The organism is Coriobacteriia bacterium (genome assembly GCA_003149935.1).
In the GTDB taxonomy this organism is placed as follows: domain Bacteria; phylum Actinomycetota; class Coriobacteriia; order Coriobacteriales; family QAMH01; genus QAMH01.
In genome coordinates this window covers 77,825-104,308 of record QAMH01000006.1, presented here as the reverse complement: position 1 = coordinate 104,308, position 26,484 = coordinate 77,825, and the positions used below count along the sequence as shown (strand labels likewise).

Sequence of the window (26,484 nt, the reverse complement as noted above, 5' to 3'; positions counted from 1 at the left end):
TCACCGCTGCATTGCGGTTCCTGCCAAGAAGCCAGAGAAAAACAACGAGAAAGATGACCCACTTACCTTGAAGGTATCCCTCCTCACGAGATGTATGCTATGAGGGTTTCAGTGTGACCTCAATAACGCACTTAAAAGTAAGAAGCTGCCGTATACGTAAGTACGACAGTCACATTTGCCTACAAAAAGCCGAGCCCCCTCATGAGCATGACGCAGGCGATGAGGGCGGCAGCGGTGACGGCCGCGTAGACTCCATTCCACTTGAGGCTCGCCTCGACGGGAGATGCCCGCACCATATCCGCAACGGCGATGACGTTTGCCGAAGCGGGGCAGATCGTGTTGCCCAACGCCCAGCTCATCGACAGGACGAGCGCAAGGTACGCGGCCGAGATTCCGCACAGCGCCGGGTCGATGGCACCTCCTATGACGGCCGTGGCAACGATGGGATGAATCCCCGCCGCGCAGGTAAGCAAGACGATGACGACGATGGCCGTCGTCAGAAGCAGCACGCTTTGTCCGGTGGTGAGCACGAGAGCTTGCGCAATGACATCGCCGATACCCGAATAGCCGATACTCTGGGCGAGCATGCCCGCTCCCGCGAAAAGGACGATCTGGTTCTTGGCACCGGGAAGCTTCTTCTCGAAATACGCGTTCTTGAGCTCCTTGTGATACAGGGAAAACCGCCTGATGACGAGCATCCAGACAAAGGGCCACACCAACGATGCCATGGCGACGACGATAATGGCCGAAAGACCAAACAGCTGGGAGACCAGGGCGATGAAGACTATAAGGAGCACGGAAAAGACGGCGAGCTCCGCCACTTTCGCCTTGTCGATGCCTCCGGAAACGTCCTTGGATGCACTCGCGTCATCGTCCATCGCACAAGCGCTCCCGCCCTTCTTGCACGAGAGCACCGTCATCAGGATGCCGACACCCTCCGCTACAAGTGCGCAGACGATCGCGCAGGGGGCGAAGCTTACCCACTGCGCACTTGTCACCGAAACGACCAGGGCGATGGTCGCCGATGTGGGCGCCCATATCATGCACGTGACGAACCCGCGCGCAAGGGCCGTCCCCAGGAGCCTCTTGTTGGCTCCCAGACGGCTTTCACGCGACATCTCGAACGTAAGCGGTACGGCGGCGATGCTTATGAGCGCACCGGCCACGGCTGCCATGCCGCTTACGAGCGAATAGTATCGCCCCTCCGAGTTGGCGTATCGCGCAAACAGGCTCCTCAGCGATTCGTTATAGCCCCCATGTTGGACGGGTATGCCAATAAGCGGAATCAGGACGAACATGACGATGAGATCGGCGTTCTTGCGAAGCGCACGCACCCACTCCTCGGCCGGTGCCTGGGCATACAACAGCAACCCGACGCTTATGGCGATGAGGATGACGCCGATGAGCCGCGACGACCCCGTCGAGACGAAGACGCTCATCACGAGTACCACGACCATGAGGGCGATGTTCACGTCATCGAGCAGCGGAGCATGCAGAAAGACGTTGATGATGTAGCACACGGCGAAGCACAGGGTGATGACGCTGCGCACGGTACGTATGGTAACGGGCTCCTTCATCGGATCTTCTCCCCTTGAAAAGGCAAACGAGAACTGCATGGGCGCAGGAGGACGTTTCCCCCTGCGCCCATATGACGGCGCGAGACGAACTGATCTGTGGCAGAGCTAGCTATTGACCGGCGTACCGTCCTTGCGGTAGTAGCGTTTCATGAGGAAGATCGCGACGAGAATCGAGACGACGTCAGCGGCGATGATGAAGAAGGCCAGGGAGATCGCATTTCCCGTCCCGGCGATAATCGCCGTCGCAATGGCCGGGGCCATGCCGCCGAAAACCGCAGCCGCAAGGTTGTAGGCAAGGCCGACGCCGCTGTTACGCGTCTCGGTGGGATACACCTCGGATGCCGCCGTCGCCACGGCCACCGCGTTGAGTGACTGGAAGGGCAGCAGGCATGCAAGGGCACAGATCATGATCAGCACGGCATGCCCGTTTATGACGGCCCAGAAGACCGGGTAGGCAAGCACGATGAATCCCAGACACGCGATGATGACGGACTTCCTGCGCCCGAACTTATCCGCGAACATGCCCGCAAACGGGCAGAGGACCAAATATACGGCAACGACGGCTGTGTTGACGATGAAGCCCTCGAGCATGGTCCCACCGACGAACTCCTTGATATAGGTGGGCAGATAGGTCACCAATAGGTAATAGGACACGCTGGTGCCGGCAAGCAGGCCGATGTTGGTGATCATGGCGACCCAATGCTTCTTGAAGAGGACCTTGACGGGCGTGTGATCTTCCTCGGTGGCCTTCTTCTGCTCCTTCATCTTCTCGAACTCGGGAGGCTCGGGCACGCTCCTACGCAGGTAGACGCCATAGACGGCGACGACGATGCCGATGAGGAACGGGATGCGCCAACCCCAGGCATAGAGGTCGGGTTGGGACAGGGCAGAGGTGCAAATCAGGCCGGTGATGGAGCCGATGAGCATGCCGACGCCGACGCTGAACGGCTGCCAGCTGACGAGGAAGGAGATGTTCTTGCCGTTGTTGAACTCCGAGATGAACGTGAGGGCGGATCCGAACTCGCCACCCGTCGCCAGGCCCTGCAGCAAGCGCAGGATCGTGAGCAGGATGGGTGCCATGATGCCGATCTGCTCATAGGTCGGCAGACACCCCATGAGCATGGTGCATATGCCTATGGCCATGATGGTGACGGTGAGCGACTTCACGCGACCGTGCTTATCCGCGTAGGCTCCCATGATGAGACCGCCGATGGGACGCACGACAAAGCCGACGCCAAACACCATGAAACTCATCAGAATGCCGACAACGGGATCCTCGGACGTGAAGAACTCCGCGGAAATGACGACCGCAAAGTAACCGTATAGACCATAGTCGTACCATTCCAGGACGTTACCCAGACATCCAGAGAGTATCGACTTGAAAAGCGATGCGTTCTTCTGGGCGGGTTGAACTTCTTTTGCCATGCGTGCTCCCCTTTCGTAAAGACCTCCATGCGCCCCAAAGCAAGCTGCTCCATGTGCGGGAGTCCGGTATCGCGAGGCGCCTTCCCATCTGCATCTACGTCCGTGCAAAGCATTGCGATCGACACGATCGGGCTACGGGAAGATGCATGTATCCCATCTAAGGGAAATGGTATGGCCGGCAGGGAACGGCGCTCAATAACGCACAAATAAGTTAGTCCTTACCAAAAGGTAAGATGGGGAGGAGAAAGGACTTCCCGCCCCGAGTAAAGCGGAAAGCCCTCGAACGATGGGTCAAGCGACTAGATCCGGCATGCGGCCTCTCTGCCATCGATGATGGCGTGCTTGACGAATGCGTTATCGCCTCCCAGCGTGGAGCCAATCTCCATGACCTCAACACCCGCGCTCCTGAGCTCATCGCAAAACGCCGCATCGCGCTTCTCGGGAAGCATGACGAGCACGCTGTCGCAGCCAAAGGTACGCTCCCTGCCATCCACCTCCGCAATGACGAGACCCTTGCGGATCTCCTTGCATGTGGCATTGCGCACGACCTCGACGCCGTTCTCCTCGAACCAGGGCTCCAGACGCACCTTATACGGCACGGGCACCAGACCGCCGATGTCGTCGTCTTCTGCAAGCAGCGTGACATCCTTGCCGCAGTGGGCCATGAATGTTGCGCACTGCGCTCCCTCGGCGCCGGCGCCCAAAACGACTATCTTCTTGCCCACGGGCATGAAATGCCTGCTTGCCTTGTGCACGAACTCGGGACCGAAGAGCCTGAGCGGGAGTTTCGCGAGCTTCGAAAGCCCGGGGATGGTGTACACGTTGCTGCCGTCGATACCGGGAATGTCGGGGACCAGATACGGCGAGCTATTGGCGAGCATGACCACATCGGGTTTCTCTTGCCTGACGAGCTCGGGCGTGACCTCCTCGTTGAGATGCACGCGCACGTCGGACTTGCCCACCATGGTGGTGAGGTAGTCGTAGATGGGCATGATGTCCTCGACCTTGTTGCCCTTGATCATCGATGCCAGCTTGAGCCTACCGCCCAGCGCAGCGGACTTCTCGTACAAATCGACATCATGACCGCGGGCCGCCGCGTCGATGGCCGCCTGCATGCCAGCGGGACCTCCGCCGATGACCATCACCTTCTTCTTTTCAACGGCAGGCGTGAGGGCGAGCTCCCTCTCGCGTCCGAGTGCCGGATTCACACGGCAGATACGCGGTGAGACGAGCGGGTCTTGACACGACCCGCAGCGATTGCACCGGCGAATCTCGTCGATGCGCCCCTCCTTCACCTTGTTGGGAAACTCGGGATCTGCCCACAGATAGCGGCCAAAACCGATGATGTCGGCATAACCTTCCTCAAGCGCGCGCTCTCCCTTGACCTCGTCCATGCGACCGACGCACACGACGGGCACCTTGACGGCATCGCGGATGTACTTTGCCGCCGGAAGCAGCAGTCCCATGTCCTCGTAATCCTTCATGTACGGACGCATGTGAGGCTCGGGATCGGGATACGGGAAGTAGTCCGGAATGAAGCGAAACGGAAGCTTTCCGTAGCCATAGCCGGTCACGCTAATGTATTGGTATCCGATCATCTCGAGTGCTATGGCGGTATCGCGCGCCATGTCGGGCGTGATACCGTTGTTTCCCGTCAAAGGCGAGAACTCGATGCCGTTGATGCGCGTGCCGATGAGGAAGTCCGGGCCACACGCCTCGCGAATCATCTGGTAGAGCTCCGCCATGACACGTGTGCGATTGGCCACGTTCTCGAAGGCATACTCGTCATCGCGCTTGTTCCATAGGGGGCTCAGGAAACTATTGAGCAGATACCCATGTGCGGCATGTACCTCGACACCGTCAAAGCCAGCCTTCTTCATGCGCACGGCACCCTCGACGATGAGCTTCTCCTTATCGTGAATCTCCTCGACCGAAAGACCACGTGTCGCACGTCCCTCGGGTTCGGGAATGGGAAGGTCCTCGGTCTCGATCGTCGACGAGCTGAAGGGTCGTCCTTCGCCAAGCACGGCCGCGGAAGGCCCGCCGTGATGAAGCTGCCCTATGATATAGCTATCATGACGATGCACGGCCTCCGCGAGCTCGGTCAAGCCCGGAATGAACTTGTCATCCCAGACATTGCAGTAGCGCCCGGGCATGTCATCCCACATGACGCCACCGATGACCACGGCCGCCGCGCCGCCTGCGGCAATGCTCTCGTACAAGCCGATTGCCGCGCTTCCATCGGCGGTGCCGTCATCGTTCCAGCGAAACGTTGACTGGCCCGTCTTCATGATGCGGTTTTTAAAGATAATCTTCGGCGTGATCTCCAGCGGAGACATAAGTTTTTCGAACCCACCCATGGATTGATTCCTCCAATGCCCTAGAACAGCGTGAAGCCGCCATCCTCAACCAAGGTCTCGCCGGTAACGTAGGAAGCGTCGTCGCTTGCCAGGAACAGCGCGACATTCGCGGCCTCTTCGGGAGTGCCATAGCGACCCATGGGAATGTTGGCGAGAAACTGTGCATTGCGCTCGGGATCATTCCTCGTACCCTCGGTGATACGCGTCATGCTCGTGCCCGGCCCGAGGGCATTGACGCGGATTCCGTACTCGGCAAGCTCCAGCGCAAGCCATTTGGTCAGCTGGGACACGCCAGCCTTGCTGGCAGCGTACGCACCGGTGTTCTTGGAGACCGTGCGCGACGTGCATGAGCTCGTGTTGACGATGGCGCCCTTGATTCCGCGTTCTATCATCGACTTCGCCACAGCCTGATCCATCCAGAAACATCCATTGAGATTGATGTCGATGACGCGGCGCCATTCCTCCTCGGTGGTGCTCTGCACGCTCCCACGTTTGATGATGCCCGCGTTGCTGAAAAGGATGTCGATATGCCCGTATGCTTCGAGCACCTCGTCGACAACCTTGTTGCACATGGTGTAATCGGCGACATCGAGAGGATAGATCGCGATGTTCTCGTTATCCTCGAATTCGCGCGCCAACGTGTCACCCTCGATATCGAGGGCCGCAACCCTGGCACCCTCTTCGAGAAGACGGCAGACAATGCAATGGCCAATGCCATTTGCCGCGCCCGTCACCACGGCCACTTTGTCCTCGAACCTCTTGCCCATCGTTTCTCCTTACCTTTCACTGGCCTATTCTTCGGTCTCGTCCTCGTCACCCGCGGTGTCGAAGTACCAGACGATGTGCTCACGCGTCTTATCGATCATGCCGTCCTCGCCTACGGTGCCGTACTCGAGCTTGCCATCGTTAAGGAGGCCCTTCGTCTGCTTAAGCGCTTCGACCGAGAAGTTAAGGTGTACGACACCCCAATCGCGAATGAGGTACAGGAGGTTTGCCATGCTGATACCGTCTGGTGTGAGGAGATAATCGACCCACAGGGGCTTGTCTTCGACCACGACGCGCTCGAGCATGCCCATCTCCTCGAGCTCGTTGAGATGTTGCGAGAACATCTTGTCCGATATCTTGTAGGGAATGATCTTCTTGAGCTCACCGTAGCGCGCGCGTTGATGAGGTTGCAAGCTCAAATACCAGATGATGAACGGCTTCCACTTACCTCCCAGAATCTTTGTGAGGACCTGCGTGAGCATGCATGAGGTTAACCTGTCGATACTGTTAGGATCCATCACAATCGCCTCCCGAGCCACGCCATTACCTCGACCGGCCTCCGGTCAAAGACACTCACGAAATCCCCGCGCAATGGAGATGCAAGGAGATTATTATTACCCCCCCCCCCCTGAAAGCAATCACAGAACCAGGGGGTTTGTGGTAGATACGAGACCGAAGACATGACCTCATTGATGCCTGGCCTTCCCCGTTCGCAACAGCATGGGGCCGGACTCGTCGAGCCCGGCCCAAACCTTCACGCTTCAAACTAGAGTATGTCGTGTACCTCGGTAAGATACGTGTTAATCGCGCCAATGAACTCGCTGCCATGCTGCGATGTCCTCTTGAACTCGGGGGAGTCGTAGCATTCGTTGAAGGCATCCATGTTCTCGAACCAGAACTCGACGACGCCCTCGACCGGAAGCTCGTCATAATGGACGGAGACGCCGTTGACGATGCGATCGATGACGAGATTCTGCGCATAACCCACGTAACCCGGCATGGTATGCACCATTTCGGTATGGACGTCCCACCACTGGTACATCCATTCCTCGGCGCTCACACCCTCGGCTCGGCCCATGAACGAGACGCGCTTGATAAGCGGCTTGTCGCCGTTGAGCAAGTACTTGGGAGTGTGCTTCACGAACTTCTTCACGCAAACGAGAATGGGATTGTGCGGATCGGCAAACTTCGGAACGTCATCGGCGCCCTTGCCATCGAGCGACATGACGCCCTCGACCATATCGCCATAGCTGTCAAACTGCAGCTCGGAATAGCCATCGATAATGATGGGACCCTGACCCAGGGGATGACGGTGCTCGTTGTCGCATACCGCATGCTGGGAATAGTGGCGCAGGTTCTTCATCTCTGCGGCGATGGGGCCATGGACGTTGAGCCAGTAGTCCTTGAACTCTTCCTGCGTCGTACCCTCTTTGCGCTTCAAAAGACCCATTCTGCTAATCATGTGTGATCACTCTCCTTAGAAAACCCTCACATAATCCTGCCTTCTTCCAGAATTCTAGAAACGGGATTACGCCGAAACAATTACGCACTTAAAAGTAAGGGGAGACATGAGAAGTCCCACGTCATCTCATCGAAAACCGCGTAAAAGCGCTAACAATAAAGTGCGTACTAGGAATGTCCCCATCATGCTCCCTATGATGACAGCCACACAAACGCACAGTCCCGTATTGGCCGTCGAAAGAGGAAATGATGCAAGAATTCGAACATCTCATGTCACCCATCGAAATCGCTCCGAGCTTCAAGATGAAAAACAGGATCATGAAGGCGCCTCAGTCAACGTGGAGGTGGAATCTCGACGGTACCGCCGATGGCAGCGCGGGCATTGATCTGTACGAAAGCATGGCCAAGGGCGGTGTCGGTGCCATCGATATAGCCGGCATCAACTGGGAACCACCAGTAGGTGGTGGCATCTACCTCTGTGCCTACGATGACAGGTTCATCCCTGGCCTCACCGAGCTTGCCGAGCGTCTGCACCAGTACGATTGCCGCGTGATCGGCCAGCTCCATCATGGCGGCCCGCTCGCCCCCGTGCAAGGCGGCGGCAGGCCCATCTGCGCCTCGACACTCGAAATCGAGGACCTTCCCACCCCTCCTCCCGAGGGACTCGCGACCCACGGTCTCACGCACGACGAGCTCGTCGAGAAACGCCAGCTCATCGTCGATGCAGCCATACGCCTGTGGAAGGCCGGTTTTGACGCCGTGGAAATCCACGCTGCTCACGGCTACTTCCTCAACAGCTTCCTGAGTCCCATTTGGAACCATCGCGACGACGAGTACGGTCCACAGACAGCCGAGAGCCGCACGCGCATCATGCGCGAGATCTACGACATGGTACGCGACGCATGCGGGCCGGACTTCGTCATAGGCACGCGCATCAACGGCCAGGAATGGTCGCCGCTCGTCTCGGGCGGCATCACGCCCGAGCTCGCCGTCGAGAATGCCAAGGCCCTCGAATCCTATGGTTACCAGTACATAAGCGTATCGGGCTACGGATACGGCAAGCTTCCCTTCCGCTACTGTCCCGACTACTTCCCCTACCCCGACCCCGAGCCCTTCATGGAACCCTACATGAAGAATTTTGACGACCTGGGCATCCTCATGCCGGGAATCCGGGCCGTCAAAAAAGCCGTTAACGTTCCGGTCATCGGCGTCGGGCGCATGGACGAGGTCAAGGGCGAGCGCGTGCTGCGTGAGGGCTATGCCGACATAGTCGCTTACGGGCGCTACCTCTGGGCCGATCCCGAGTTCGCCAACAAGGTCAAGGAAGGCCGCCTCGATGAGATACGCCGGTGCAATCGCTGCGCGAGCTGCGAGGATCCCGTCACATCCCCTCGCATCTGCCGCGTGAACCCCGCGCTTGGCCGCGAGCGTGAGCTTGAGCTCAAGCCCGTCGAGACACGCAAGAAAGTCATGGTGATCGGCGGTGGCACGGCTGGCATGCAATGCGCGCTCGATGCCGCCGAACGCGGATTCGACGTGACGATATACGAGAAGAAGAGCGAGCTCGGTGGCCGCATCAAGCTTGCCTCCATGATAAAGGGCGACAAGGATGAGGACGTCATGCCGCTCTTCGATTACCTCACCACCATGATCGAAAAGTCAAATGTCACCGTCAAACTCAAGACTGAAGTGACGTTGGACCTCGTGAAACGAGAGAAACCGGACATCGTCGTACTCGCGGACAGCTCGCCCTACTTCATTCCCGACATCGCTGGCATCGACCGAAAGAACGTCTTCACGATACCGGCAATGACCAAGCTCGCCTCCATTCCCATGAAGATGTTCGGTCCCAGGAAGCTCGCGTCCATGAGCGAGAAGGTCTTTCCCGTCGGCAAGAAGATCGTGATTCTGGGTGCCGGCGCCGAAGGTGCCCAGTGCGCGACGTTTCTGGCCCATCGTGGCAAGGAAGTCATCCTCCTTGCCGAGACCGAGGATGTCGGTGGCCTAGTGCCCCAGAAGTACAAGGTGCGCCTCGTTCCGTGGTTCGAGGAGCATGGCGTGCAGATCATCTATAACGCGCAGCTACTGCGCATCGACAAGAAGTCGGTGACTGTCGAAGTCGACGGAAAGGCCGAGGACATCGGCTGCGATAGCGTGATGGTCATGCTCCCGGAGCAACATGATCCCAGCTTCTACGAGCAGCTCAAGCAAATCGTGCCCGAGGTATACGAAATCGGCTCGACCCTGGGCGGAGACAACGCCTTCCTGAAACATGCGATGCTCGACGGACGCTTGGCGGCCGTGAAGATGTAAGTGCGCTCAGTCTGGGGCATTTAAGAGCGCAGCGTCCCAAGAGCATAGGCGCCACAGGTGCTGGTCTGGTAGCCAGCACGCCACTCCGGCGGGTGAGGGTCCCTCCTCCTCACTCGCCTCCTCCTTTGTGGATGAGACGCATTGGACAGGTACATCTGTCTCATTGGGCCACTTTTACCAACCTACTGTGCGCTTGGAGCCATCCGCCAGGGATTCGAAGGTCGCCGTCGCGTTCTTGAAGTACAGAACGATGGTGTTGTCGTCGTTCTCGTCGTACATGCCACGCAGCGCAGGATAGTTGTCGAGCATGTGCTTCTTGGCCTCCACGCGGTCATCGGGCACGAGCTCGCCGGAAAGACGCAGCCACTCAGGGCCGACACAGGCGCATATCTCGACCTGCGGATGATCCATAATCTGCCGGTAGACCCTCTTGTTCTTGCCCGTCTGGATATAGAGCTTGCCCTCGAAGAGGTCGACGGTGCCGAAAGGCCGCACGCGCGGGTCGCCGTTCTCGACCGTTGCCAGGTAATACGTAGGTGCCTTTTCCTTGAGAAACTCGTAGACCTCGTCCATGGAATGCTCCCTCTCATGTTTGCTCGCTGCAATCATGCCGCCAAAAGGGCGGCGCGCAGATGCAGTATAGGACAATCCGCCCTACAAGAGCGCACCAAACAAATCACTTACGAGCTTGATGGCAAAGAGCACGATGACCACAAGCATGATGGGACGCGTGATTGACGAGCCCTTCTTGTGGAAGAGCGTCGCGCCAATCCAATTGCCCGCGATGTTGAAGAGACCGGCCACGAGTCCGAGAACGACGATGGCGTTTCCGCTTGCCAGAAAGACCACGAGCGCGGCAAAGTTGGTGGAAAGGTTAATCGCCTTGGTTGTTCCCTGTGCCTGTTCGAGCGGGAGATGCGCAAGCGTGGTGAGTAGCAGGATGAGGAAGGTGCCCGTCCCGGGTCCGTAAAAGCCATCGTATATGCCGATCGCGAATGCTATCAATCCCGTAAGCGCGAAAGTCCTCGTCCGCGAAAGCGGCCTATCGGCAAACCCATCCAGATCGCGCGTTCGGAGCACGATATAGGCAATCAAAGGTAGCGACACGAGCATGAAGACCATGAGCACCACACTGTCGGCCACGAGGGCGAGGTTTGACCCTAGAAACGAGCCGAGCAGCCCACAAGCGACGCCGAGAACGACGAGCCACTTCACCATGTAGCCGTACATCACGTACCGAATGGTGGCAACGGTCGTGCCCATCGTGCTCGAGAGCTTGTTGGTGGCAATCGCGTTGTGGACGGGAAGGCCCGCGAAGAAGTAGGCGGGAAGGGAAATCAATCCCCCGCCACCGGCTATGGCATCGACAAGGCCCGCCAGAAAGACGAGCGGACAGACGATCAGGAACTCCATTGCGTTGCGTAAGGAGCTGGCTCGCGTCAAGCGAGCCGACGCTTCTTCGTGACGGGACAGACAAGATCCTTGCCCTGCCTGATAAAGTGGATGAGGAAGCCGATACCCGCGAGGGCCAGCGCGATGCCAAGACCCGTATAGAAGAACGCAACGAACCAAGTCGGAACGATACCGAAGCTCCTCAACGAAATGCCGCCACCCATCATGACGGCCATGATGATATATCCCTTCACGTCGAAGAAGCGGAGCACGTGCATGCGGTTTTCGCCGTATCCCCTGATGCGATCGGCATGTTTGCCGACGAGTTTGCTAAACATCATGTGAAAGAGGACCCAAATGACCGGAATGCCGACAACGAGCATCCAAAGGGGCGTCGTTCCCTCCCCGATCGCAAGCACACCGAGACGGGCGATGTTCACACCAGCGATGAACCAGACGGCAGCAGCAATAAGCAGCAAGTATTTCGAGCGAACCTTAAACACGACCGAACCTCCCACATGCGCACGAGAACGCAACGATGCGTTCTGTGATTCTACACCCCATGGGCGGACAGTCATACGGACAACCCCACCTTGTGCCACGTTTCGCGGTCAGTGACCGGAAAACGTGGCGAGCTGCCAAACATAGCGGTCAGTGACCGGAAAACGTGGCACGATGACTTCCCGCGCGGTCACGCGCCGGCATTTCTTGGCAGCCTGCCAAGTGCCAGGGGGTGGGAGAAGTGAACAGGTCCGATGTCCCACCCACAGACAGTTCGGCCTGGTCGTCTGTCTCATCCCCCTGTCTCAAAGAAAAGGAGGGAACGCGGGCAAGCCGCGCTCCCTCCACGCATCCCTCCAGATGCGATTCCCGATAAAAAGCCTAGGCGGGAATCGTAATGGCGAATATCTGGGACATGATTACCGAGATGGTCACCAACACAAGAGCATAGGGAAGCACCTTGCGCAGAACCTGACTTTCGGCACCGACCTCGTCAAGCGAAGCAGCAGACTGCTGGAGCTTCACCGGCGTGATGACGGATGCAAGGCCGGCGGCAATGCCACCGGACGCGATGACCGCCAGCGGATTCAAACCAAGATCCTGTGCGGAAATCAGGTTGTAATTCGCGAACAGTGCGATCGTCGAAGTCTCCGAACCAGTTACGAAGCCGGCGAGCAAGCCGAGGAAGCCGTTGGCAACCGGATACCACCAGCCAAATGCCGCAGCGGCGGAATGCGCCCACAGCGCGATGATGTTGGTGTCCTGGTTCGCGGGATCGAGGAACCACGTCTCGACACCAGCGGCATTGACGCCAAACTTGTAGCCCGAGTACATCATGACGTAAGCAATCATGAAGTAGACGATGGAGCTAATGGTGGGCGGAGCCCAGCGCTTGTTCCACTTCTTGAGGATGGTCCCCCAACTCGAACCATTACGCGGCTTGAGCCAGATGGCGGAGATGATGGTCGAGATGAGCACCCAGAAGTAGGCGTTCCAGATCACGCGCATCGGCTGGCCGGCATCGCCAGGCCACAGGATGACGCGCATCTCGAGCGGACCGGAGTACAGGATGTCCTTGAGCGGGCCAACGAAGTTGGTAATCACGCAGAAGAAGATAAGAAGACCCCAGGGAAGCAGAGCTTTCCAAAGCGGGATTTCCTTCTCGAGTTCCTTGTCCTCTTCGGTCAAACCCGACCTGTCGAAGAACTGGATACCACGTATCTTCATGTAGAGCAGCATCACGACCAGCGAGCATGCGCCGCAGAGGACGCCCATGAGAACGATGGACTGCGGAACAAGATGGCTGAACATGAACGCGAAACCACCCATGCACAGACCAGTGATCAGCGCAGGCAACCAACCTTGCTTGAGCAGCTTGGCACCACCTGCCATAAAGAGCATGGCAAGGCAGATGCACGGCGTGATGACAGGCAGGTAATTGGTGAAGTACTGCGCGACGACTTGCAACGTCGGAGCCGTACCGTCTATCATCGTAAAGCCGGCGCCAGTCAGGATGTCCGTAAGCGTGACGACGGTCGCGCCCAACATGGCGAACGTGCAAAGCGAATCGTAACCGATGCAAGGCAGTGCAACGGCGATGACGGTCGTGTAGCCCAAGGCGAACATGATCGGCGGCAAGATGATTGCGGGGGTCGCACCCACGCAGACGAGCATCGAGCCGAGGATGACGTTAATGACCATGATCTGGCAGGGCTTGTCGCCATGCGAGAACGTCTTGATCCAGACAACGACACGTTGCAAGGCGCCGGTTTCCTGCATGAAGGTGATCTGCAGGAGCGCGAAGAATCCCATACCGGTAATCGCCATCGATGCGAGCAGGCCCTTGAGCGAAGCAAGCAAGCTGAAGACGAAATCGGTATTGAAGAAGAACACCGCGACGGCAATGGTGAGTATCCAGCCCACCGTACCGGTGATGTCACCGCGCACCTTGAAGCCGACGATCATCACGATCATGACGATAATCGGTATAAAAGAAATCAGAAGATTCATTACTCATTCCCTCCTATTCAGAATGAGCGGGTCGTTCGTCGAGCTGCCATTTGAGGACCGCCTTTCCCCATGCACGGACCAGGCAGCACGCGAATCATCAAGTTTCTAGAACGTAAAACGAAACCAATAGCAAGAAGCTGGAGGCTCCCTCCATACCGAAACCTCCAGCTTCGCCAAGCGTAAGACCGCTTACTTGAACTTCCTGTCCTGGTTGCGACGCTCCGACTCGTCAATGGGCTTATAGGTAGCACCAGCGATGTCGTCGGTAATCACCTTGTCGGCACCGCACTTCTTGCAAGTCGGCGCCTCCGCAGCGTTGAACGTTCCGCACTCAGGGCACTTCCAAAGGATGTTCCCGATTGGGGGCGGCCTAAAACCGCCTTTCATCTGTTGAGACATAACAACCTCCCAAGCTAGTCAATACTTATGCTTGCCTTCGACTATTTGTCCTGGTCCAGCGTGAAAAGGACCATCTTCGGCTTCTCGGCGGCCTTCTTTGCCAGCTCTTCGATCGGGCCATAGAACATGACACCGGACTGGCAATGATGCACGCACATGGGAAGTCGTCCCTCGGCGACGCGGTCCGCGCAGCCATCGCACAGGTCGGTGGGCATCGGGACATACGTCCACTCCCAGTCGCCCTTGACGTTCTTGGTCGGACCGTACTCGAGGGTCTTGATACCCCACTGCTCAGGCTCCAGATTAAGGTGCATCTGGCACGCAATCTCGCAGGAGTGGCAATCAGTGCAGAACTCGTAGTCAATGAGCAGACCATTCTGGACGGGCTTCGCGTTGTAATCCTTGAACTCGGCCCAGTACTTGAATGCGTCAAAACCGCGGTTCATCTCTTCTGCTGTAGGCATTCTCTTACACCCCCTCAAAGCGCGTGAAGTGGAAGCCGGTAAGGGGCTCGGTCGTGATGACCTCGGTCTCGCTATGGTCGTTCTCCGGCGTCACCTTGTAGCACTTGCACAGGGTCGACTTGTAGGGAGCACCATAGTGAGTCGGGCCATAGACGCCCATGGTGGTGAGGTTATTGGCGTTGCAGTCAAACACGCCATACAGATGCGGCTCGGCCGCCTCCTCCTCGGGGAACCACCAGCCGTGACGGGCACGGACCAGGTTGGGCATCAGGCCAGGAGCGATGTGAGCCTGCTGCTTGCACCTACCGCGGGGGTTCTCGAACCAGACCCACTCGCCCTCGACGACGCCAAGCTCCTCGGCGAGCTCGGGCGAGATGTCGCAGATGGCCGTCGGATGAATCTGACGCATGTGCGGCAACTGACGATGCTCGGAGTGGAACAGGCCGATGTGGCGGTGTCCGGACGTGTAGATGAGCGGATACTCCTTGAAGAGTTCCGGAGTGCGATACGGCGACTCGTAGGGCTCCATGTGATGCGGCAGCGGATCGAAGCCCCAGACGTCGAACAGCGGCGAGTAGATCTCGAAGAGGCCGGTCGCGGTAACGAAGCCGGGATTGCCATCCTCGCGGAGCAGGCCCTTCTCGTACTTGCGATACGTCTCGTTCCAATCCCACCAGTCGTACACCTTCTCCTTGAGGTCCTGGAAGGTGTAGTCGACGCCGTTGCCCTCGTCCTGGATCATCCAGGTGAGGAAGTCCTCGGTCGTCTCGAACTGGCCGTAGAACTCGGGGTTGAAGCGCTTGCCCATCGTGACAACGAGCTCTTCGTCAGACTTGCACTCGTAGTAGCGACCGGCGGACGCGGTGATGGTACGCAGCGGCTGCCACCAAGAACGATAGGAATCGCGCTCGATGGACATTGCCATCGGAAGGACGCAGTCGGCAAATGCGACGGCAGTCGGGGTCAAGTAGTAATCGGCAACGATCGTGTACTTGATGTTCTTCCATGCCTTGTAGACGCGCGGAGCATCGCCGGCCATGTTGGCAATCGGGTTGGTCTGCTCGACCCAGATGAGCTGCGGGCGATAGGGGACGCCAGTCTCCATGGCCTCGAGCAGCAGATCGGGCGGGATGAACGGCGTGTAGCCCGCCTTGTGGATCGGGGACTGCGTCGTGCCAATGCGGCGGTCGAGCATCTCGGGGGAGATAAACTCGAGGCCGGCGCCATACTTCTTGGAGGAGTTGTAGGCGTAGCGAACCAGCACGTTGCCGCCAGGAACGTCGAGGTTACCGCAAATGGCGACCATGTCGTCAATGGCGTTGGACGCCTCCATGGCGGAAATCTGCATGTCGATGGCAAGGCCCCACTGAATGCCAGCGGGCTTGGCCTGGGCGTACATGCGAGCGGCATCGATGATGTCCTGCTCCTCGACCCAGCAGATCTCGGCGACCTTGTCGGTCGGATACTCCTGGACACGCTCGACGAGCGACTCGAAACCGTAGGTCCACTTCTCGGTCCAGTCATGATCGTACAGATCCTCGTTGATAATGACGTTGAGCATGCCGAGGGCAAGCGCGCAGTCAGTACCAGGACGAATCTGCAGCCAGATGTCAGCCTTGGAAGCAAGCCAGGTCAGCGCGGGATCGACGACGACGAACTTCGTGCCCATGCGCATGAGGTCGATGAGCCAGTGGCCCATGAAACCGTCCGGGTTGGATGCGAGCGGCTGGTTAGCCCATACGATGACGACCTCGGGCTTGACCCACTCCGCATTGTTATAACGGTCGGGGTGCAGCTGGGCGTTATCGAGAATCCAGCAGTCACCTTCCTGCAGCAGGTTCGCGGTCATGCGCGGCTGATAGCAGGAGTCTGCCGAAAGGAAGCCGAAGGACATGTTCGGCGAACCAAAGGCGGTACGCAGAACCATGGCGCCCTGCCACATGGCGTTACGGCCAGTACCCGAAAGGGCGACGACGCCCTCGGGGCCGATTCCGCCGAACTCATCACGAATGATGCGGCAGCAATCCTGGAAGGCCTCTTCGATAAAATCGAGAGCCTCGTCCCAGGTTACGCGCTTCCACTTGTTCGAACCCTTTTCTCCGTCCAGGAGCAGCGGCCATTTCATGCGATCATGGTTGTAGATCTGCTCAACCATGTTGAGACAGCGTAGGCAGAGACGACCCTGGTTGTATGCGAAATTGGGATCGCCCTCAACGCGCTCGAGCTTGCCATCCTTTGCGTAGGCGAGAACGCCGCAGCCATTGTGACAGCCAGGACCAGTCCAAACAGAAGTACGCGTTACCTCGTATCCATCTTCGAACCAACGCCAATCTGTCTTGTACAAGTCTTTGTTCAGCTCATTGATCATGAATGTACCCCCCTTTCATTTCTAACTCTTACTCTTCTCTTACTCTCCACTTGATGGTGCATCTGGGCTGACCTTGATAACCACCTCCCAAAACACGTCCTACCTAGAGCTAGTGCTCGTGAAATCAGTGGTTAGGCGCCGGGTGCCTTGGGAGCTGCGCCGGGAGCCTTGGGAGCCGCACCGGGGGCGGCGGGAGCACCAGTGGGTGCAGCCGCATCGGGCTCGGCAAGAGGTGCGCCGCACTTCTTGCAATTCGTCGCCTCGGGCGGATTGAAGGACCCGCACTTCTCGCAGGTCTTCATCATGTCGTCGAACGATGGTGGTCTAAAACACATTTGCTAATGCCCCTTCCCTTTTCGAAAGAATTAAGCGTTCGCGCATCGATCACATGTGGAGGGTGGGATAAGCGATGCGCGAACAGTGCGAAAGGTAACATCTGGGTAACGTCTCAAACATCGCTCAGGGCATACTAAAGACCAGGTCTGTGGCGTTTTAGTATGTCTGGTACTAGGGTGCTTTCGACAAAGACCAAACGGCTTTGCGGCCTATAGTGCTCAGAGATATAGACGGGGATTTGAGATGCCGAGCTGAATGCTTATTTGCCCTTGACGAAGGCGCGCGCCTTGGGATGAGATGCGAGCCACTCCTCGCTCGGAGGCGTATTCCTCTCGCACGGCATATCGCCATGATCATGGCGGGGCGATTTGGAATTGCCGCATGGGTAGGCGCAGATATATCCAGAGTAGTTGCATTTTACGGGCTTGGGACGAACCATATCGGTCAAGTCCTCCCCGCATCCCTTGCAAACGAGGGGCTCTTTGGAGAGAACGCGCTCCCTTTCGAAGATATTGAGCGTGCCGCATGCTGGACACGTCGCTGATTTAAGAGGTGCTGGCTGGCACTTTCCACACATCGGATTGCAGATCCAACATCCACCAGGCATGGGCACTCCCTTCTTTTTGCGGTCTGGACAAGGGAGCCTCCCCCTGTCCAGACCGCCGCGCAATTGCCGTTTTCCTACTTCGTCTTTCCGTCTGCTATGGATGCCTCTTCAATGTGCTCCTCGGCAGCTTCCACGAAGTTCTCCTCGCTGGCCGTCCATGCAGAGGGCTCTTTGGATTGCTCGGGCTGGGCCTTTGCCCCGCTATCGAGACCATCGGCAATCGCCGCCTCCTCGATATGCTCGACGGCAGAATCGCGCACCTGCTTCTCGTCTTCTGGATACATGGCTTTTCCTTTCTACGCACCTGACGTTTCTATAGGCAAGGGGAGATGCCTCTCCCCTGCGCTACCGACACCATTTACGGGGCAAGCATCCTCTCATTGCTTCGTGCGGCTTTTCCTCGATGCCTTTTCGGCGGCCTTGATCTTCTGGTCCAGGTCGCGTTCCCATTCCTTGCGCAGCGGTTTCATCTTCACGCGATCGAGAACCGTCGCAATCACGAGAATGGCAAGCGAGACCATGATCATGAGGACGGGAACCGTGACATCGGACATGTTGCGCTGGGCGATGAGGGCGGCGATGATGGTGATGACCGTCGCCGCAGCAATGAGCCCCATCCAGACACGGCGAATCCGTCTAAACTCGGGAGTCGGAGGCACGTGCTTGTTGCGGGCACGTGAGAGAAATATCTTGTCGATGTCCGCCTTCGTCGCCCCGTGCTTTCCATGGGACTGCTCGAGGGCCATGGCGTTGATCCGGTGCCAGGCATTGATGTCCTCGCGAATCGGACGCGCGCGGCCGAAGGCGATGACCATGCCCGCCACGATTACGATGTTTGCCATGAGCAGGATGTTGTTTTGGGTATCGCCATCGATGTATCCGTTACTGTATAGATACATCGCGACAAGCATCATGCCAAAGCCGATGGCGATGATGACGACCACCAGGATACGATAGAGCTTGAAATCCTTGAAGAGCTGCATGAGGCGCGGGTCGATCTCCATGCCCTGCTTTGCATTTCGCATGGCGGCATCGACGGCGTTCTTGGTTCGCTTGGCGTCACTGTCATCGTCGCGCAGTATCTCGTCAAGACCAGCGGTTTGCGCATCCTTGGCGGCAGGCGCACTCGCAGCCTCGCCCGCCTCGCGTCGTTCGGCCGCCCTCTTTCGCTTCGTGGCACTCATTTTTGACCTGCCTTAATCTCGCGCAAGTTATCGCGCAACTGCATCTCCGTCATTCCATAGCCACGCGCCCACTCGACGCGCATGGGCTTCATCTTTGTCCGGTCCATATAGAACGCCACGATCACCAGGGCAAAAGCGGCGAGAAGTAGCAAGGTTGCGGGAATGCTCAGGGCCGGGTACAGGTAATAGAGCACGAGTGCGGCTACACCGACCACGAGCGCCGCGGCATATAGGGCAAGCCAGATGCGCCTGAGCCGCTTGTATTCCGGAAGGTCGGGAATGACCTCGGTACGCACATCACGCTCAAGAATCTTGTAGAGATCGTCCATGTCCCTGAACTGGGCCATGCTGTCGATTTTCACGCCATCGGGCGCATTGTCGTCACGAATCTCGGAAAGCGGCTTTCCCTCAAGCTGCTTGATCCTCTTCCTGCACGGACGCGTGCGCGTGAAGATCGTAATGGCCATGAGGAGAATGAAGAGATAGGCGACCGACATCGCGATGTTGTAGATCTTCACGGGCATGATGCCGTTGAGATTCAGACCGACGGCGATCATCAGAAGCGCAAAACCGCATGCGCCCAAGACCCAGGCGAGCATGCGATATCGTCGCAATTCACCCGTCAAATAGGCGTGAAAGCGATCGGCCTCCTCGCCATCGGCAGTTTTTCGCGCTACGACGTCATCTTGCCGAGCGTGTGCCTCGTCTTTGCGCGCGGCATCGCCTGTATCGGATGCAGCCGCACCATCCGCAACGCGCTCGTCTTCTTCCAGCATGCTTCCTCCCGATGACATGTCTACAGCTCCATCGCCATCTCGAGACCGTTCTCGAGTGGGTTTGCGTAATAGGATTCCAAAGTGCCGATGCTGCGAAAGCCCAGGGCCCTGTAGAAGGCGATAGCATCCGCGTTGCTCTCGCGCACGGTCAGACGCAATACATGCGCTCCGCGTACGCGGCTCATCTGTGCGGCTCTGATGACGAGTAGCCTCCCCAGACCCTGCCTTCGCGCCGCTTGCGCAACGGCAATCTGGCAAATGTAGGATTCGTCGCCCCGTACCCACACGCCGACATAGCCCAGCACCGCCCCCGCACGGTCCACGATCACCTCGTAGCGCGCATCGTGGTTGTAACGCAGCTCGCTCACATAGGCGAGGGGACTCCACGGATCCGGAAACGATGCCGTTTCGATTGCCATGACCTGCCCCAGATGAGACTCGTGCATGGGCTGTGCGGAGATGCCGCCACCGAGCTCTATCGGCAAGGTGCCAATGGCTTGCTCCGATTTCAGGACGTCGTCATCATGACCCCCGTCTGGTTTACGAGCCGTGATGACGAAGGTCGGAGTATCGAACAGATAGCCCTCATCCTCGAACATCGACTCCCACTGCACGAGAAGCTCGTCCATCTCTTGCGAGATATCCTGTTCGAGCCCCTGTGGCTTGGCGCGTCTGAAATACGTCATGCGTTCGAACAGGCCACGTCTTTGATCGACGGACATGCCCACCGTATTCGCATGCACGATATCGAGGGCGATGTGCACGAACCCGGCATCGCGCAGGAGAGCGGGGCATTTTGCCCCAAAGTTTCTATCGGTATGCGCCGTATGCGCGACCCGGGGCAGCACATGCGCTTCATACAGGCGAAATAAGCGACGCATGACATCGGCATCGTCTGGATGAGAAAGCTTTGCGGAATCATCGACCGTTTTGATGACAATGCTACCGCCGGGCTTGAGCAGGGCATATGCCTTCTGGATCGCGGCCTTCTTGTCATCCAGGTGTTGCAGGACATGCGAGAAGTAGACAACGTCGAAGGAATCATCCGAGACGTAGTCTTGCAGACTCGTGCACTCCCAGGAAAACCTCGTGTCTGCCGTGGCATCTTTCGCATCGTCTATCGCATCTTGAAACGGATCGATACCGACGATACTCGACAAGCCCATGTATGGAGCAAACTTGAGCACCGTATTGAAACCGTCGAAACAGCCGACGTCGAGCACGCGAGCGGCATTCATGCCATCAAGCCCGATGCGCTCGAATGCCCGGTAGTCGGCATCGGCGCCTAGGCGCGCGACGGCATCAATATGTTCCTTGCTCCAAGACACCGATACGATACCCCTCGCCTTCTGTCTCTACCCTCACGATGGGAGCCCCGTTCGAGACAGGCCCCCTGTACCCTAGCCTCGACGACCGCATGCACCCCTTTGAGCACGCGCCGCTTCCTTCAACATCTCCATCTCGGAATCGGAGAGCACCGCATCGTCTGCGAACACGGCGATGTCGGATTCGATCTGCTCTACCGAATGAACGTTGCATGACACGCTGCGCACGTTTTCGAGGGATTTCACGAACATGAGCCCCCATTCGACACTCGACCTGTGCGCATCACCCTGGCGAAGCACTGCCAGGGCATCCTCTTTCAAGAGGCTTGCGGGACCCACGCGCAGAGCCCCGTGGGCGAGAATGGGCACACCAGCCTCGCTGGCGATTTCGTAGGCTTCGCGTGTCCTGCCTTCGAACCAGTCGAAGAAGTTGACCCTCATGCGCACGAAATCCCATGGATAGCGCTTCAGGAACTTTCCCATCTCATCGGGGGACAGCTCGGAGTTGAAGCCAATCTGTGCGATCTGACCGGCCTCCTTGCGCTCAAAGAAGTAGTCAATCGCGCCGGATTCGACGTTGACCTCCTTGTTGATGTCGGTCACGCCCTCAATCGCATAGAAGTCGATGCACTCTTTGCCGAGCTTCTTGAGCTGTTTCTGGAACACGTACTCGTAACGCGGGTCGACCATCTCGAAGAAGCTCGTGCACACATGCAGCGGCTTGGCGACCTTTGCAAACTCATCGCCGAGGAAGCTCTCCGCCTCGCCCTTGTGATTCGAGTACGAGGTGTCGAAGAAATCGACTCCCCCGTCAATCGCCGCCTGAAATATCGCCGAAGCCGTCTTTACATCAAGATGGACGACACGAGAGCTGTCCTCGGTCGGAAAGCGCTTTGTCCCGAGCCCGAGACGCGATATCTCGCATCCGTTGACCGTACCGTACTGCATGGGTCCGTACCTCCCTTAAGCTGACATGCCGTGCGCTACTCCTGCATCAACGCGTATACGGCGTTCGAATATCGTGTGAAATCGGGAATGTCGAGGCCTTCGGCGAGCATCGACTGTCCATAGAGGATGAAGGCATAGCGCTCGACGAGCTCGTTGTCATGTGCCTCGAACGCCTTGCGCATGACATCGAAAATGCCATGCTCGGGATTGAGCTCGAGGGCATGGCGTATCTGGGGCAGCGCCGTCGACCGCTCCTGCATGGACGCAAAGTACCTCTCGAGACCCAGACTCACCTGGCCGACGGACGTGATGCATGCCGGCTCCTTGTCAAGATGCAGCGTGGAGCGCACCTCCACGACATCGGCCGGCAGAAAATCGCGCACATACGCGAAAAATGCGGAGTTTTCCTCGTCGATCGCGCGTTTGCGCATGAGGCTTTCGGCGTCATCGAGGACGAGGTCGTCTGCCGAGACGTTCTTGATGGGAAGCCCGTCATATTCGCGCAGGGTCATCAGGCTGAACTCGTCGATGCCCTCGGAGCACAGGATGACATCCCATCCCCTTTCGGTCACGGCCTTCACGGATGTCGTGGATTCGAGTTTGCGCGCCTCGTCGCCGGATGCAAACAAGATGCACGGCTGGTCACTTGGCATGGCGTCACGGTATTCGCGCAGGGTCATGGGCTCATCCGATTGGGCGGTAAAGAAAAGCAGCAGGTCCTCGAGCTTCTCGTTGAGCGCCCCCAAGGTCGCGTAGATGGCGAATTTGAAAGTACGTCCGAAGCCCGAGAAGAAATCGACATAGGTCTCGCGCTCCTCATCGCGCATGACGGCGAACTCGTGGCAGAGGCGTTTGTCGATTTGCGCGGCAATATCCTGCAAGAACGGGTCTTCCTGGATGCCTTCGCGTGACAGGCTGATGCTTATGTCGGGACTATCGACAACGCCACGGACAAAGCCAAAGTACTCAGGGACCAAATCGGCGTAGAGCTCGTCAATCAGGACACCCGAACTGTAGAGCTTGAGGCCCTTCTTGTAGTCCCTGCTATAGAAGTCGCCCGAGGGCTCGGATGGTACGAATAGGAGCACGTCGCAATTGTGCAGGCCGCGCGCATGCATCGTAATGATGCGTAACGGCGGATTGGGATCGCCAAACTCTTCCTGGTAGAACGCCGCATATTCCTCGTCGCTTACCTCACTGCGGGGCTTTGCCCAGATGGGGACCATGGAATTGAGGACGCGACGCTCGACGTATTCCTCGAACTCGGGCTCAACGTCAATGGCCCCGTCCTCGGGAACGACCTGACGCACACCACTCGTCTCGAGGTAGATCGGGTAGCGGATATAGTTGCTATGACGCTTCACGAGCTCCTCGAGCGCGGGATACGACAGGAACTTGGTGTAATCGTTAGCGGCATCATTGGGACGCAGGTGCAAGATGACGTCCGTGCCCGCATGGTCCCTTTCGGCACGGTCGATGGTAAAGCCCTCGATGCCGTCACTTTCCCAGACAAACGCCTCGTCCGACCCCTGCGCGCGCGAGATGACGCTCACGTGATCGGCCACCATGAAGCTGGAATAGAAACCCACGCCAAACTGTCCGATGATGTCCGCGTCGCCTTCGCCATCGGTCATCTCGGCGAGCTTGGCCTCCTGGCTCGATGAATGGGCAATCGTTCCCAGTTCGCGCTCGAGGGCGACGTCGCTCATGCCGATGCCGTTATCGCTTACGGTGATGGTGCCGGCATCGGCATCGAAGGCGAGCTCGATGGCGGGCTCCCAACCATCCTCGACGAGCTGGGATTCGCCATCCGCATGACTGGCAGCCTGGGACCGCATGATCATGACCTTGTCGATCGAATCCGAGGCGTTCGATATCAACTCGCGCAGGAAGACTTCCTTGGTCGAGTAGATGGAGTTGATGACAATATCCAGAATCTTCTTGCTCTCGGTCTTAAACTCGTGCATTGAAACCCTCCATCAACTCGTGCCCGAAACGCCTGTCTTGACCAGATATATCGATGCGATAGCGACGTGCAACCAAGCAAATCCCCACGTTGCTAGGAAGCGGCACCGATACGCGTGATATCCGCCTCCTCGACGGCCCGCTTGGCCGCCTTGAGCCTGAGGGCCGCACAGCGTGCGGCATAGATTCTGCCATCCCTGTTGAAGTCGGCATGTGCGATATTCGCGTTTCCGGGCGCAATGGATTCGAAGAACGCGTTGAGGTCATCCTCTTCCACGACAAGCCCCTTGTGCCTTGCGTACGCATTCATCGCAAATTGCCTGTTGAGCTGCGTTCTCACCTGAAGCATGAGGGCGTTGGAGAGCTCTTCTTGCGTCATGCCCTGAGCGGCAAGGAACTCGTCGAGAGTCTGGTTCTCCGTTTGAAGCTTCCAATTGAGGTTTTCGCGCGCCTCCTTCATCGCGACGCCGTAGATGAGATCGGGAATATCGCCCACGATGCGTTTGGCAAGCTCGTTGCCCGCAAGCATTTGCGCACTTCGCTGGAAGTCGTCTTCGTGCTGGGAGCGAATCTTCTCCTCGACCTCGGCCCTGAGTTGCTCAAGGCTCTCGATGCCCGGCTTCGTGCTCCGCGCCCAGGCATCATCCGGCTCGGGCGCGACCGACTTGATGATGCGCTTGACGGTCACAGTCGTCTCGTAGCTATCCATCTTCACGTTGCCGTCGGCATCCGGGACGATATCGGGACCCTCGAAGCCGAAGGTCTTGGTCTCTCCCACCTTCATGCCGATGATGGCCTCGTCAAAATCATCGGGCATCGCAAATGCGCCGGTCGTGTACTCGCGACCATCGGTGCACAGCGTCTTGACGGGAGCGCCGTCCATGGTGGTCTGCATGGCGAGCTCGACCTTATCGCCCCTCATGACCTCATCGTGGCTCGTGTCGGTCATGCCCGTGGCGGCAAACTGCACCATGCGATCTATCTCCGCATCGATCTCCTCCGCCTTGACCTCGTACGAGGGAACGGAGATGGAGACCGGATCGTAGCTCTCGAGCTCGTACTCGGGAACGGGCACGCAAACGAGCTGGTACTTGAATGGCTTGCCGATTTGAGCATGCTCAGAGCAGCGATACACGGGCGCGCCGATGGTGTCCACGCGCTCGGCCGTCAGGGCAAAGGGCGCGCGCCTGCGCATAATGCCCTCGTCTATGAGAAACGATGCCTCGGAACCTCCCACCAGATTTGCCAGAAACTCCGACGGGGTCACCCCGGATGCCTTGAGGTCATCTTGCCCAACGCCCCTCTTGGCAATCTCGTTTCCGGCCGCACGTTGCATTTCCTCGGCTGTCTCGGCAGACGAAAGCTCCACCAGCAACTCGAGTTTGCCGTCCTTTTCCCTGACCTTTTCTACCTTCATGCCTACCTCCCCATGACGAAGCCGAAGTCGTCTGATTGCTCTGCACCGGGAAGGACGCCGTTGACAATCGCGGTATCGACGATGCGCCTCATGACCTTGATGCGAACGGCGGCTCTACGGGCGTTTTCGACCTGGTCCTTCTCGCGTATCTCGGCAAGGAAGGCTTCCGGATCGGGAGCCGAGAGATACTCCGTCAGCTCGTGATTGCCCACCTGCGTTCCCAGCACGTCGGCCATGAGATCGAGGGTGACGTTAAGCTTGAGTTGGTAGATTGCCTCGTCGCGCAGTTTGGCCTCGTATTGGTCGGCGGTCATGTGCTCTTCGCGCAAGAACTGCTCGAAGCTCATGTGCATGCCGTCCAGAAGGCGCTGGTTGTTCTCGCGCATGAAATCGACGTTGTTCTGGATGATGTCCTCGGGAACCTCGCCCTCCAGCCTGTCGATGAGCGCCTCGCAGCAGTTCTGGAGCTTTACATCATTGAGCTGGTACTCCATCTCCTTGTCATATTGGTCTTTGATGGACTGGCGAACGTCTTGCACCGTCTCGAGACCATCGAAGTTACCGCGTACCCATTCATCGTCCAAATCGGCGATGCTCTGGATCTGCTTGCCTCCGCTTATCACGTATTCGAACAGCTGCGCGTCGATGTCCTCTTCCGTTATGGAAGGAGGCTCGGGCATCTCGATGCGTATATTGTCGTAGTCATTGAGCTTGAAGTCCGCCATATCAAGGTTCTTCAGTTCGGCAGAATCGGACATGGTCACCCTCCCCATATTCGGCCTCCCGGGATGCGAACATCCGAAAGGCCATCACTGCATCTTCACTACGCATGGTTATACAAAAGCCTCGAACCATAGTCGTGACCATGGGGGTACTAAATCTGGTACTAAG

General features: G+C 58.0%; 23 protein-coding genes and 1 pseudogene. 1 reads left to right on the top strand and 23 read right to left on the bottom strand.

The window, feature by feature from the left end; translation table 11 throughout:
* Positions 1–179: 179 nt before the first annotated feature.
* The 6 genes from DBY20_03080 to DBY20_03055 form a co-directional block, all read right to left on the bottom strand.
* Positions 180–1,577, bottom strand: coding sequence for a C4-dicarboxylate ABC transporter (locus DBY20_03080; GenBank protein PWL78880.1), 1,398 nt, complete (start codon positions 1,575–1,577; stop codon positions 180–182).
* A gap of 105 nt (positions 1,578–1,682) precedes the next feature.
* Positions 1,683–3,002, bottom strand: a complete 1,320-nt coding sequence (locus DBY20_03075; GenBank protein PWL78879.1) for an MFS transporter — start codon at positions 3,000–3,002, stop codon at positions 1,683–1,685.
* A 299-nt stretch (positions 3,003–3,301) separates the two neighbouring features.
* A complete protein-coding gene (locus DBY20_03070) occupies positions 3,302–5,362 on the bottom strand; it encodes an NADH:flavin oxidoreductase (protein PWL78878.1) in 2,061 nt (686 codons plus the stop codon).
* Positions 5,363–5,382: 20 nt separating this feature from the next.
* The gene (locus DBY20_03065; protein PWL78877.1) at positions 5,383–6,129 is read right to left on the bottom strand and encodes a short-chain dehydrogenase; all 747 of its coding nucleotides are present in this window, start codon (positions 6,127–6,129) and stop codon (positions 5,383–5,385) included.
* A 24-nt stretch (positions 6,130–6,153) separates the two neighbouring features.
* On the bottom strand, positions 6,154–6,645 hold the full coding sequence (locus DBY20_03060; GenBank protein PWL78876.1) for a transcriptional regulator: 492 nt from the start codon (positions 6,643–6,645) through the stop codon (positions 6,154–6,156).
* Between the two features lie 248 nt (positions 6,646–6,893).
* Positions 6,894–7,589 carry an ethyl tert-butyl ether degradation protein EthD gene (locus tag DBY20_03055; GenBank protein PWL78875.1) on the bottom strand — a complete coding sequence of 232 codons (696 nt, stop codon included), beginning with the start codon at positions 7,587–7,589 and terminating at the stop codon, positions 6,894–6,896.
* A 248-nt stretch (positions 7,590–7,837) separates the two neighbouring features.
* Here DBY20_03055 and DBY20_03050 point away from each other — a divergent pair, with 248 nt between their 5' ends.
* Positions 7,838–9,901 (top strand): NADH:flavin oxidoreductase, encoded by a 2,064-nt coding sequence (locus DBY20_03050; GenBank protein PWL78874.1) that lies wholly within the window; start codon positions 7,838–7,840, stop codon positions 9,899–9,901.
* Between the two features lie 174 nt (positions 9,902–10,075).
* On the opposite strand, the gene DBY20_03045 is transcribed toward DBY20_03050, so the two are convergent.
* From DBY20_03045 to DBY20_02965, 17 genes and pseudogenes are all read right to left on the bottom strand, one after another.
* Entirely contained in the window at positions 10,076–10,474 is a 399-nt protein-coding gene (locus DBY20_03045; protein ID PWL78873.1) for a NimC/NimA family protein, read from the bottom strand.
* Between the two features lie 81 nt (positions 10,475–10,555).
* Positions 10,556–11,314 (bottom strand): hypothetical protein, encoded by a 759-nt coding sequence (locus DBY20_03040; GenBank protein ID PWL78872.1) that lies wholly within the window; start codon positions 11,312–11,314, stop codon positions 10,556–10,558.
* 26 nt (positions 11,315–11,340) lie between these two features.
* Positions 11,341–11,796, bottom strand: coding sequence for a hypothetical protein (locus DBY20_03035; protein PWL78871.1), 456 nt, complete (start codon positions 11,794–11,796; stop codon positions 11,341–11,343).
* Positions 11,797–12,175: 379 nt separating this feature from the next.
* On the bottom strand, positions 12,176–13,804 hold the full coding sequence (locus DBY20_03030; GenBank protein ID PWL78870.1) for a lactate permease: 1,629 nt from the start codon (positions 13,802–13,804) through the stop codon (positions 12,176–12,178).
* A gap of 189 nt (positions 13,805–13,993) precedes the next feature.
* The gene (locus DBY20_03025) at positions 13,994–14,203 is read right to left on the bottom strand and encodes a hypothetical protein (protein ID PWL78869.1); all 210 of its coding nucleotides are present in this window, start codon (positions 14,201–14,203) and stop codon (positions 13,994–13,996) included.
* A gap of 41 nt (positions 14,204–14,244) precedes the next feature.
* A complete protein-coding gene (locus DBY20_03020) occupies positions 14,245–14,574 on the bottom strand; it encodes an oxidoreductase (GenBank protein PWL79403.1) in 330 nt (109 codons plus the stop codon).
* A 97-nt stretch (positions 14,575–14,671) separates the two neighbouring features.
* Positions 14,672–17,035 carry a dehydrogenase gene (locus DBY20_03015; GenBank protein PWL78868.1) on the bottom strand — a complete coding sequence of 788 codons (2,364 nt, stop codon included), beginning with the start codon at positions 17,033–17,035 and terminating at the stop codon, positions 14,672–14,674.
* 134 nt (positions 17,036–17,169) lie between these two features.
* Positions 17,170–17,247, bottom strand: a pseudogene (locus DBY20_03010) (rhodanese-like domain-containing protein).
* A gap of 383 nt (positions 17,248–17,630) precedes the next feature.
* On the bottom strand, positions 17,631–17,810 hold the full coding sequence (locus DBY20_03005; GenBank protein ID PWL78867.1) for a hypothetical protein: 180 nt from the start codon (positions 17,808–17,810) through the stop codon (positions 17,631–17,633).
* Between the two features lie 242 nt (positions 17,811–18,052).
* Entirely contained in the window at positions 18,053–18,262 is a 210-nt protein-coding gene (locus tag DBY20_03000) for a hypothetical protein (protein PWL78866.1), read from the bottom strand.
* 93 nt (positions 18,263–18,355) lie between these two features.
* Complete coding sequence (locus DBY20_02995) at positions 18,356–19,162, bottom strand: hypothetical protein (protein PWL78865.1); 807 nt, start codon at positions 19,160–19,162, stop codon at positions 18,356–18,358.
* Entirely contained in the window at positions 19,159–19,956 is a 798-nt protein-coding gene (locus tag DBY20_02990; GenBank protein ID PWL78864.1) for a hypothetical protein, read from the bottom strand. Before DBY20_02990 ends, DBY20_02995 begins: the two co-directional genes overlap by 4 nt.
* A 2-nt stretch (positions 19,957–19,958) precedes the next feature.
* Positions 19,959–21,266 (bottom strand): ribosomal-protein-alanine N-acetyltransferase, encoded by a 1,308-nt coding sequence (gene rimI / locus DBY20_02985; GenBank protein ID PWL78863.1) that lies wholly within the window; start codon positions 21,264–21,266, stop codon positions 19,959–19,961.
* Positions 21,267–21,338: 72 nt separating this feature from the next.
* Positions 21,339–22,211: a hypothetical protein gene (locus tag DBY20_02980; protein ID PWL78862.1), complete on the bottom strand. Its 873-nt coding sequence runs from the start codon at positions 22,209–22,211 to the stop codon at positions 21,339–21,341.
* 35 nt (positions 22,212–22,246) lie between these two features.
* Complete coding sequence (locus DBY20_02975) at positions 22,247–24,178, bottom strand: molecular chaperone HtpG (GenBank protein ID PWL78861.1); 1,932 nt, start codon at positions 24,176–24,178, stop codon at positions 22,247–22,249.
* A 92-nt stretch (positions 24,179–24,270) separates the two neighbouring features.
* The gene (locus tag DBY20_02970; GenBank protein PWL78860.1) at positions 24,271–25,593 is read right to left on the bottom strand and encodes a hypothetical protein; all 1,323 of its coding nucleotides are present in this window, start codon (positions 25,591–25,593) and stop codon (positions 24,271–24,273) included.
* A 2-nt stretch (positions 25,594–25,595) separates the two neighbouring features.
* The gene (locus DBY20_02965) at positions 25,596–26,366 is read right to left on the bottom strand and encodes a hypothetical protein (protein ID PWL78859.1); all 771 of its coding nucleotides are present in this window, start codon (positions 26,364–26,366) and stop codon (positions 25,596–25,598) included.
* Positions 26,367–26,484: the final 118 nt, after the last annotated feature.

Coding starts and splice junctions, on each gene's coding strand:
- DBY20_03080 (PWL78880.1), bottom strand. CDS start 1,577: ATGAAGGAGCCCGTTACCATACGTACCGTGCGCAGCGTCATCACCCTG.
- DBY20_03075 (PWL78879.1), bottom strand. CDS start 3,002: ATGGCAAAAGAAGTTCAACCCGCCCAGAAGAACGCATCGCTTTTCAAG.
- DBY20_03070 (PWL78878.1), bottom strand. CDS start 5,362: ATGGGTGGGTTCGAAAAACTTATGTCTCCGCTGGAGATCACGCCGAAG.
- DBY20_03065 (PWL78877.1), bottom strand. CDS start 6,129: ATGGGCAAGAGGTTCGAGGACAAAGTGGCCGTGGTGACGGGCGCGGCA.
- DBY20_03060 (PWL78876.1), bottom strand. CDS start 6,645: ATGGATCCTAACAGTATCGACAGGTTAACCTCATGCATGCTCACGCAG.
- DBY20_03055 (PWL78875.1), bottom strand. CDS start 7,589: ATGATTAGCAGAATGGGTCTTTTGAAGCGCAAAGAGGGTACGACGCAG.
- DBY20_03050 (PWL78874.1), top strand. CDS start 7,838: ATGCAAGAATTCGAACATCTCATGTCACCCATCGAAATCGCTCCGAGC.
- DBY20_03045 (PWL78873.1), bottom strand. CDS start 10,474: ATGGACGAGGTCTACGAGTTTCTCAAGGAAAAGGCACCTACGTATTAC.
- DBY20_03040 (PWL78872.1), bottom strand. CDS start 11,314: ATGGAGTTCCTGATCGTCTGTCCGCTCGTCTTTCTGGCGGGCCTTGTC.
- DBY20_03030 (PWL78870.1), bottom strand. CDS start 13,804: ATGAATCTTCTGATTTCTTTTATACCGATTATCGTCATGATCGTGATG.
- DBY20_03025 (PWL78869.1), bottom strand. CDS start 14,203: ATGTCTCAACAGATGAAAGGCGGTTTTAGGCCGCCCCCAATCGGGAAC.
- DBY20_03015 (PWL78868.1), bottom strand. CDS start 17,035: ATGATCAATGAGCTGAACAAAGACTTGTACAAGACAGATTGGCGTTGG.
- DBY20_03005 (PWL78867.1), bottom strand. CDS start 17,810: ATGGTTCGTCCCAAGCCCGTAAAATGCAACTACTCTGGATATATCTGC.
- DBY20_03000 (PWL78866.1), bottom strand. CDS start 18,262: ATGTATCCAGAAGACGAGAAGCAGGTGCGCGATTCTGCCGTCGAGCAT.
- DBY20_02995 (PWL78865.1), bottom strand. CDS start 19,162: ATGAGTGCCACGAAGCGAAAGAGGGCGGCCGAACGACGCGAGGCGGGC.
- DBY20_02990 (PWL78864.1), bottom strand. CDS start 19,956: ATGTCATCGGGAGGAAGCATGCTGGAAGAAGACGAGCGCGTTGCGGAT.
- DBY20_02980 (PWL78862.1), bottom strand. CDS start 22,211: ATGCAGTACGGTACGGTCAACGGATGCGAGATATCGCGTCTCGGGCTC.
- DBY20_02975 (PWL78861.1), bottom strand. CDS start 24,178: ATGCACGAGTTTAAGACCGAGAGCAAGAAGATTCTGGATATTGTCATC.
- DBY20_02970 (PWL78860.1), bottom strand. CDS start 25,593: ATGAAGGTAGAAAAGGTCAGGGAAAAGGACGGCAAACTCGAGTTGCTG.
- DBY20_02965 (PWL78859.1), bottom strand. CDS start 26,366: ATGGGGAGGGTGACCATGTCCGATTCTGCCGAACTGAAGAACCTTGAT.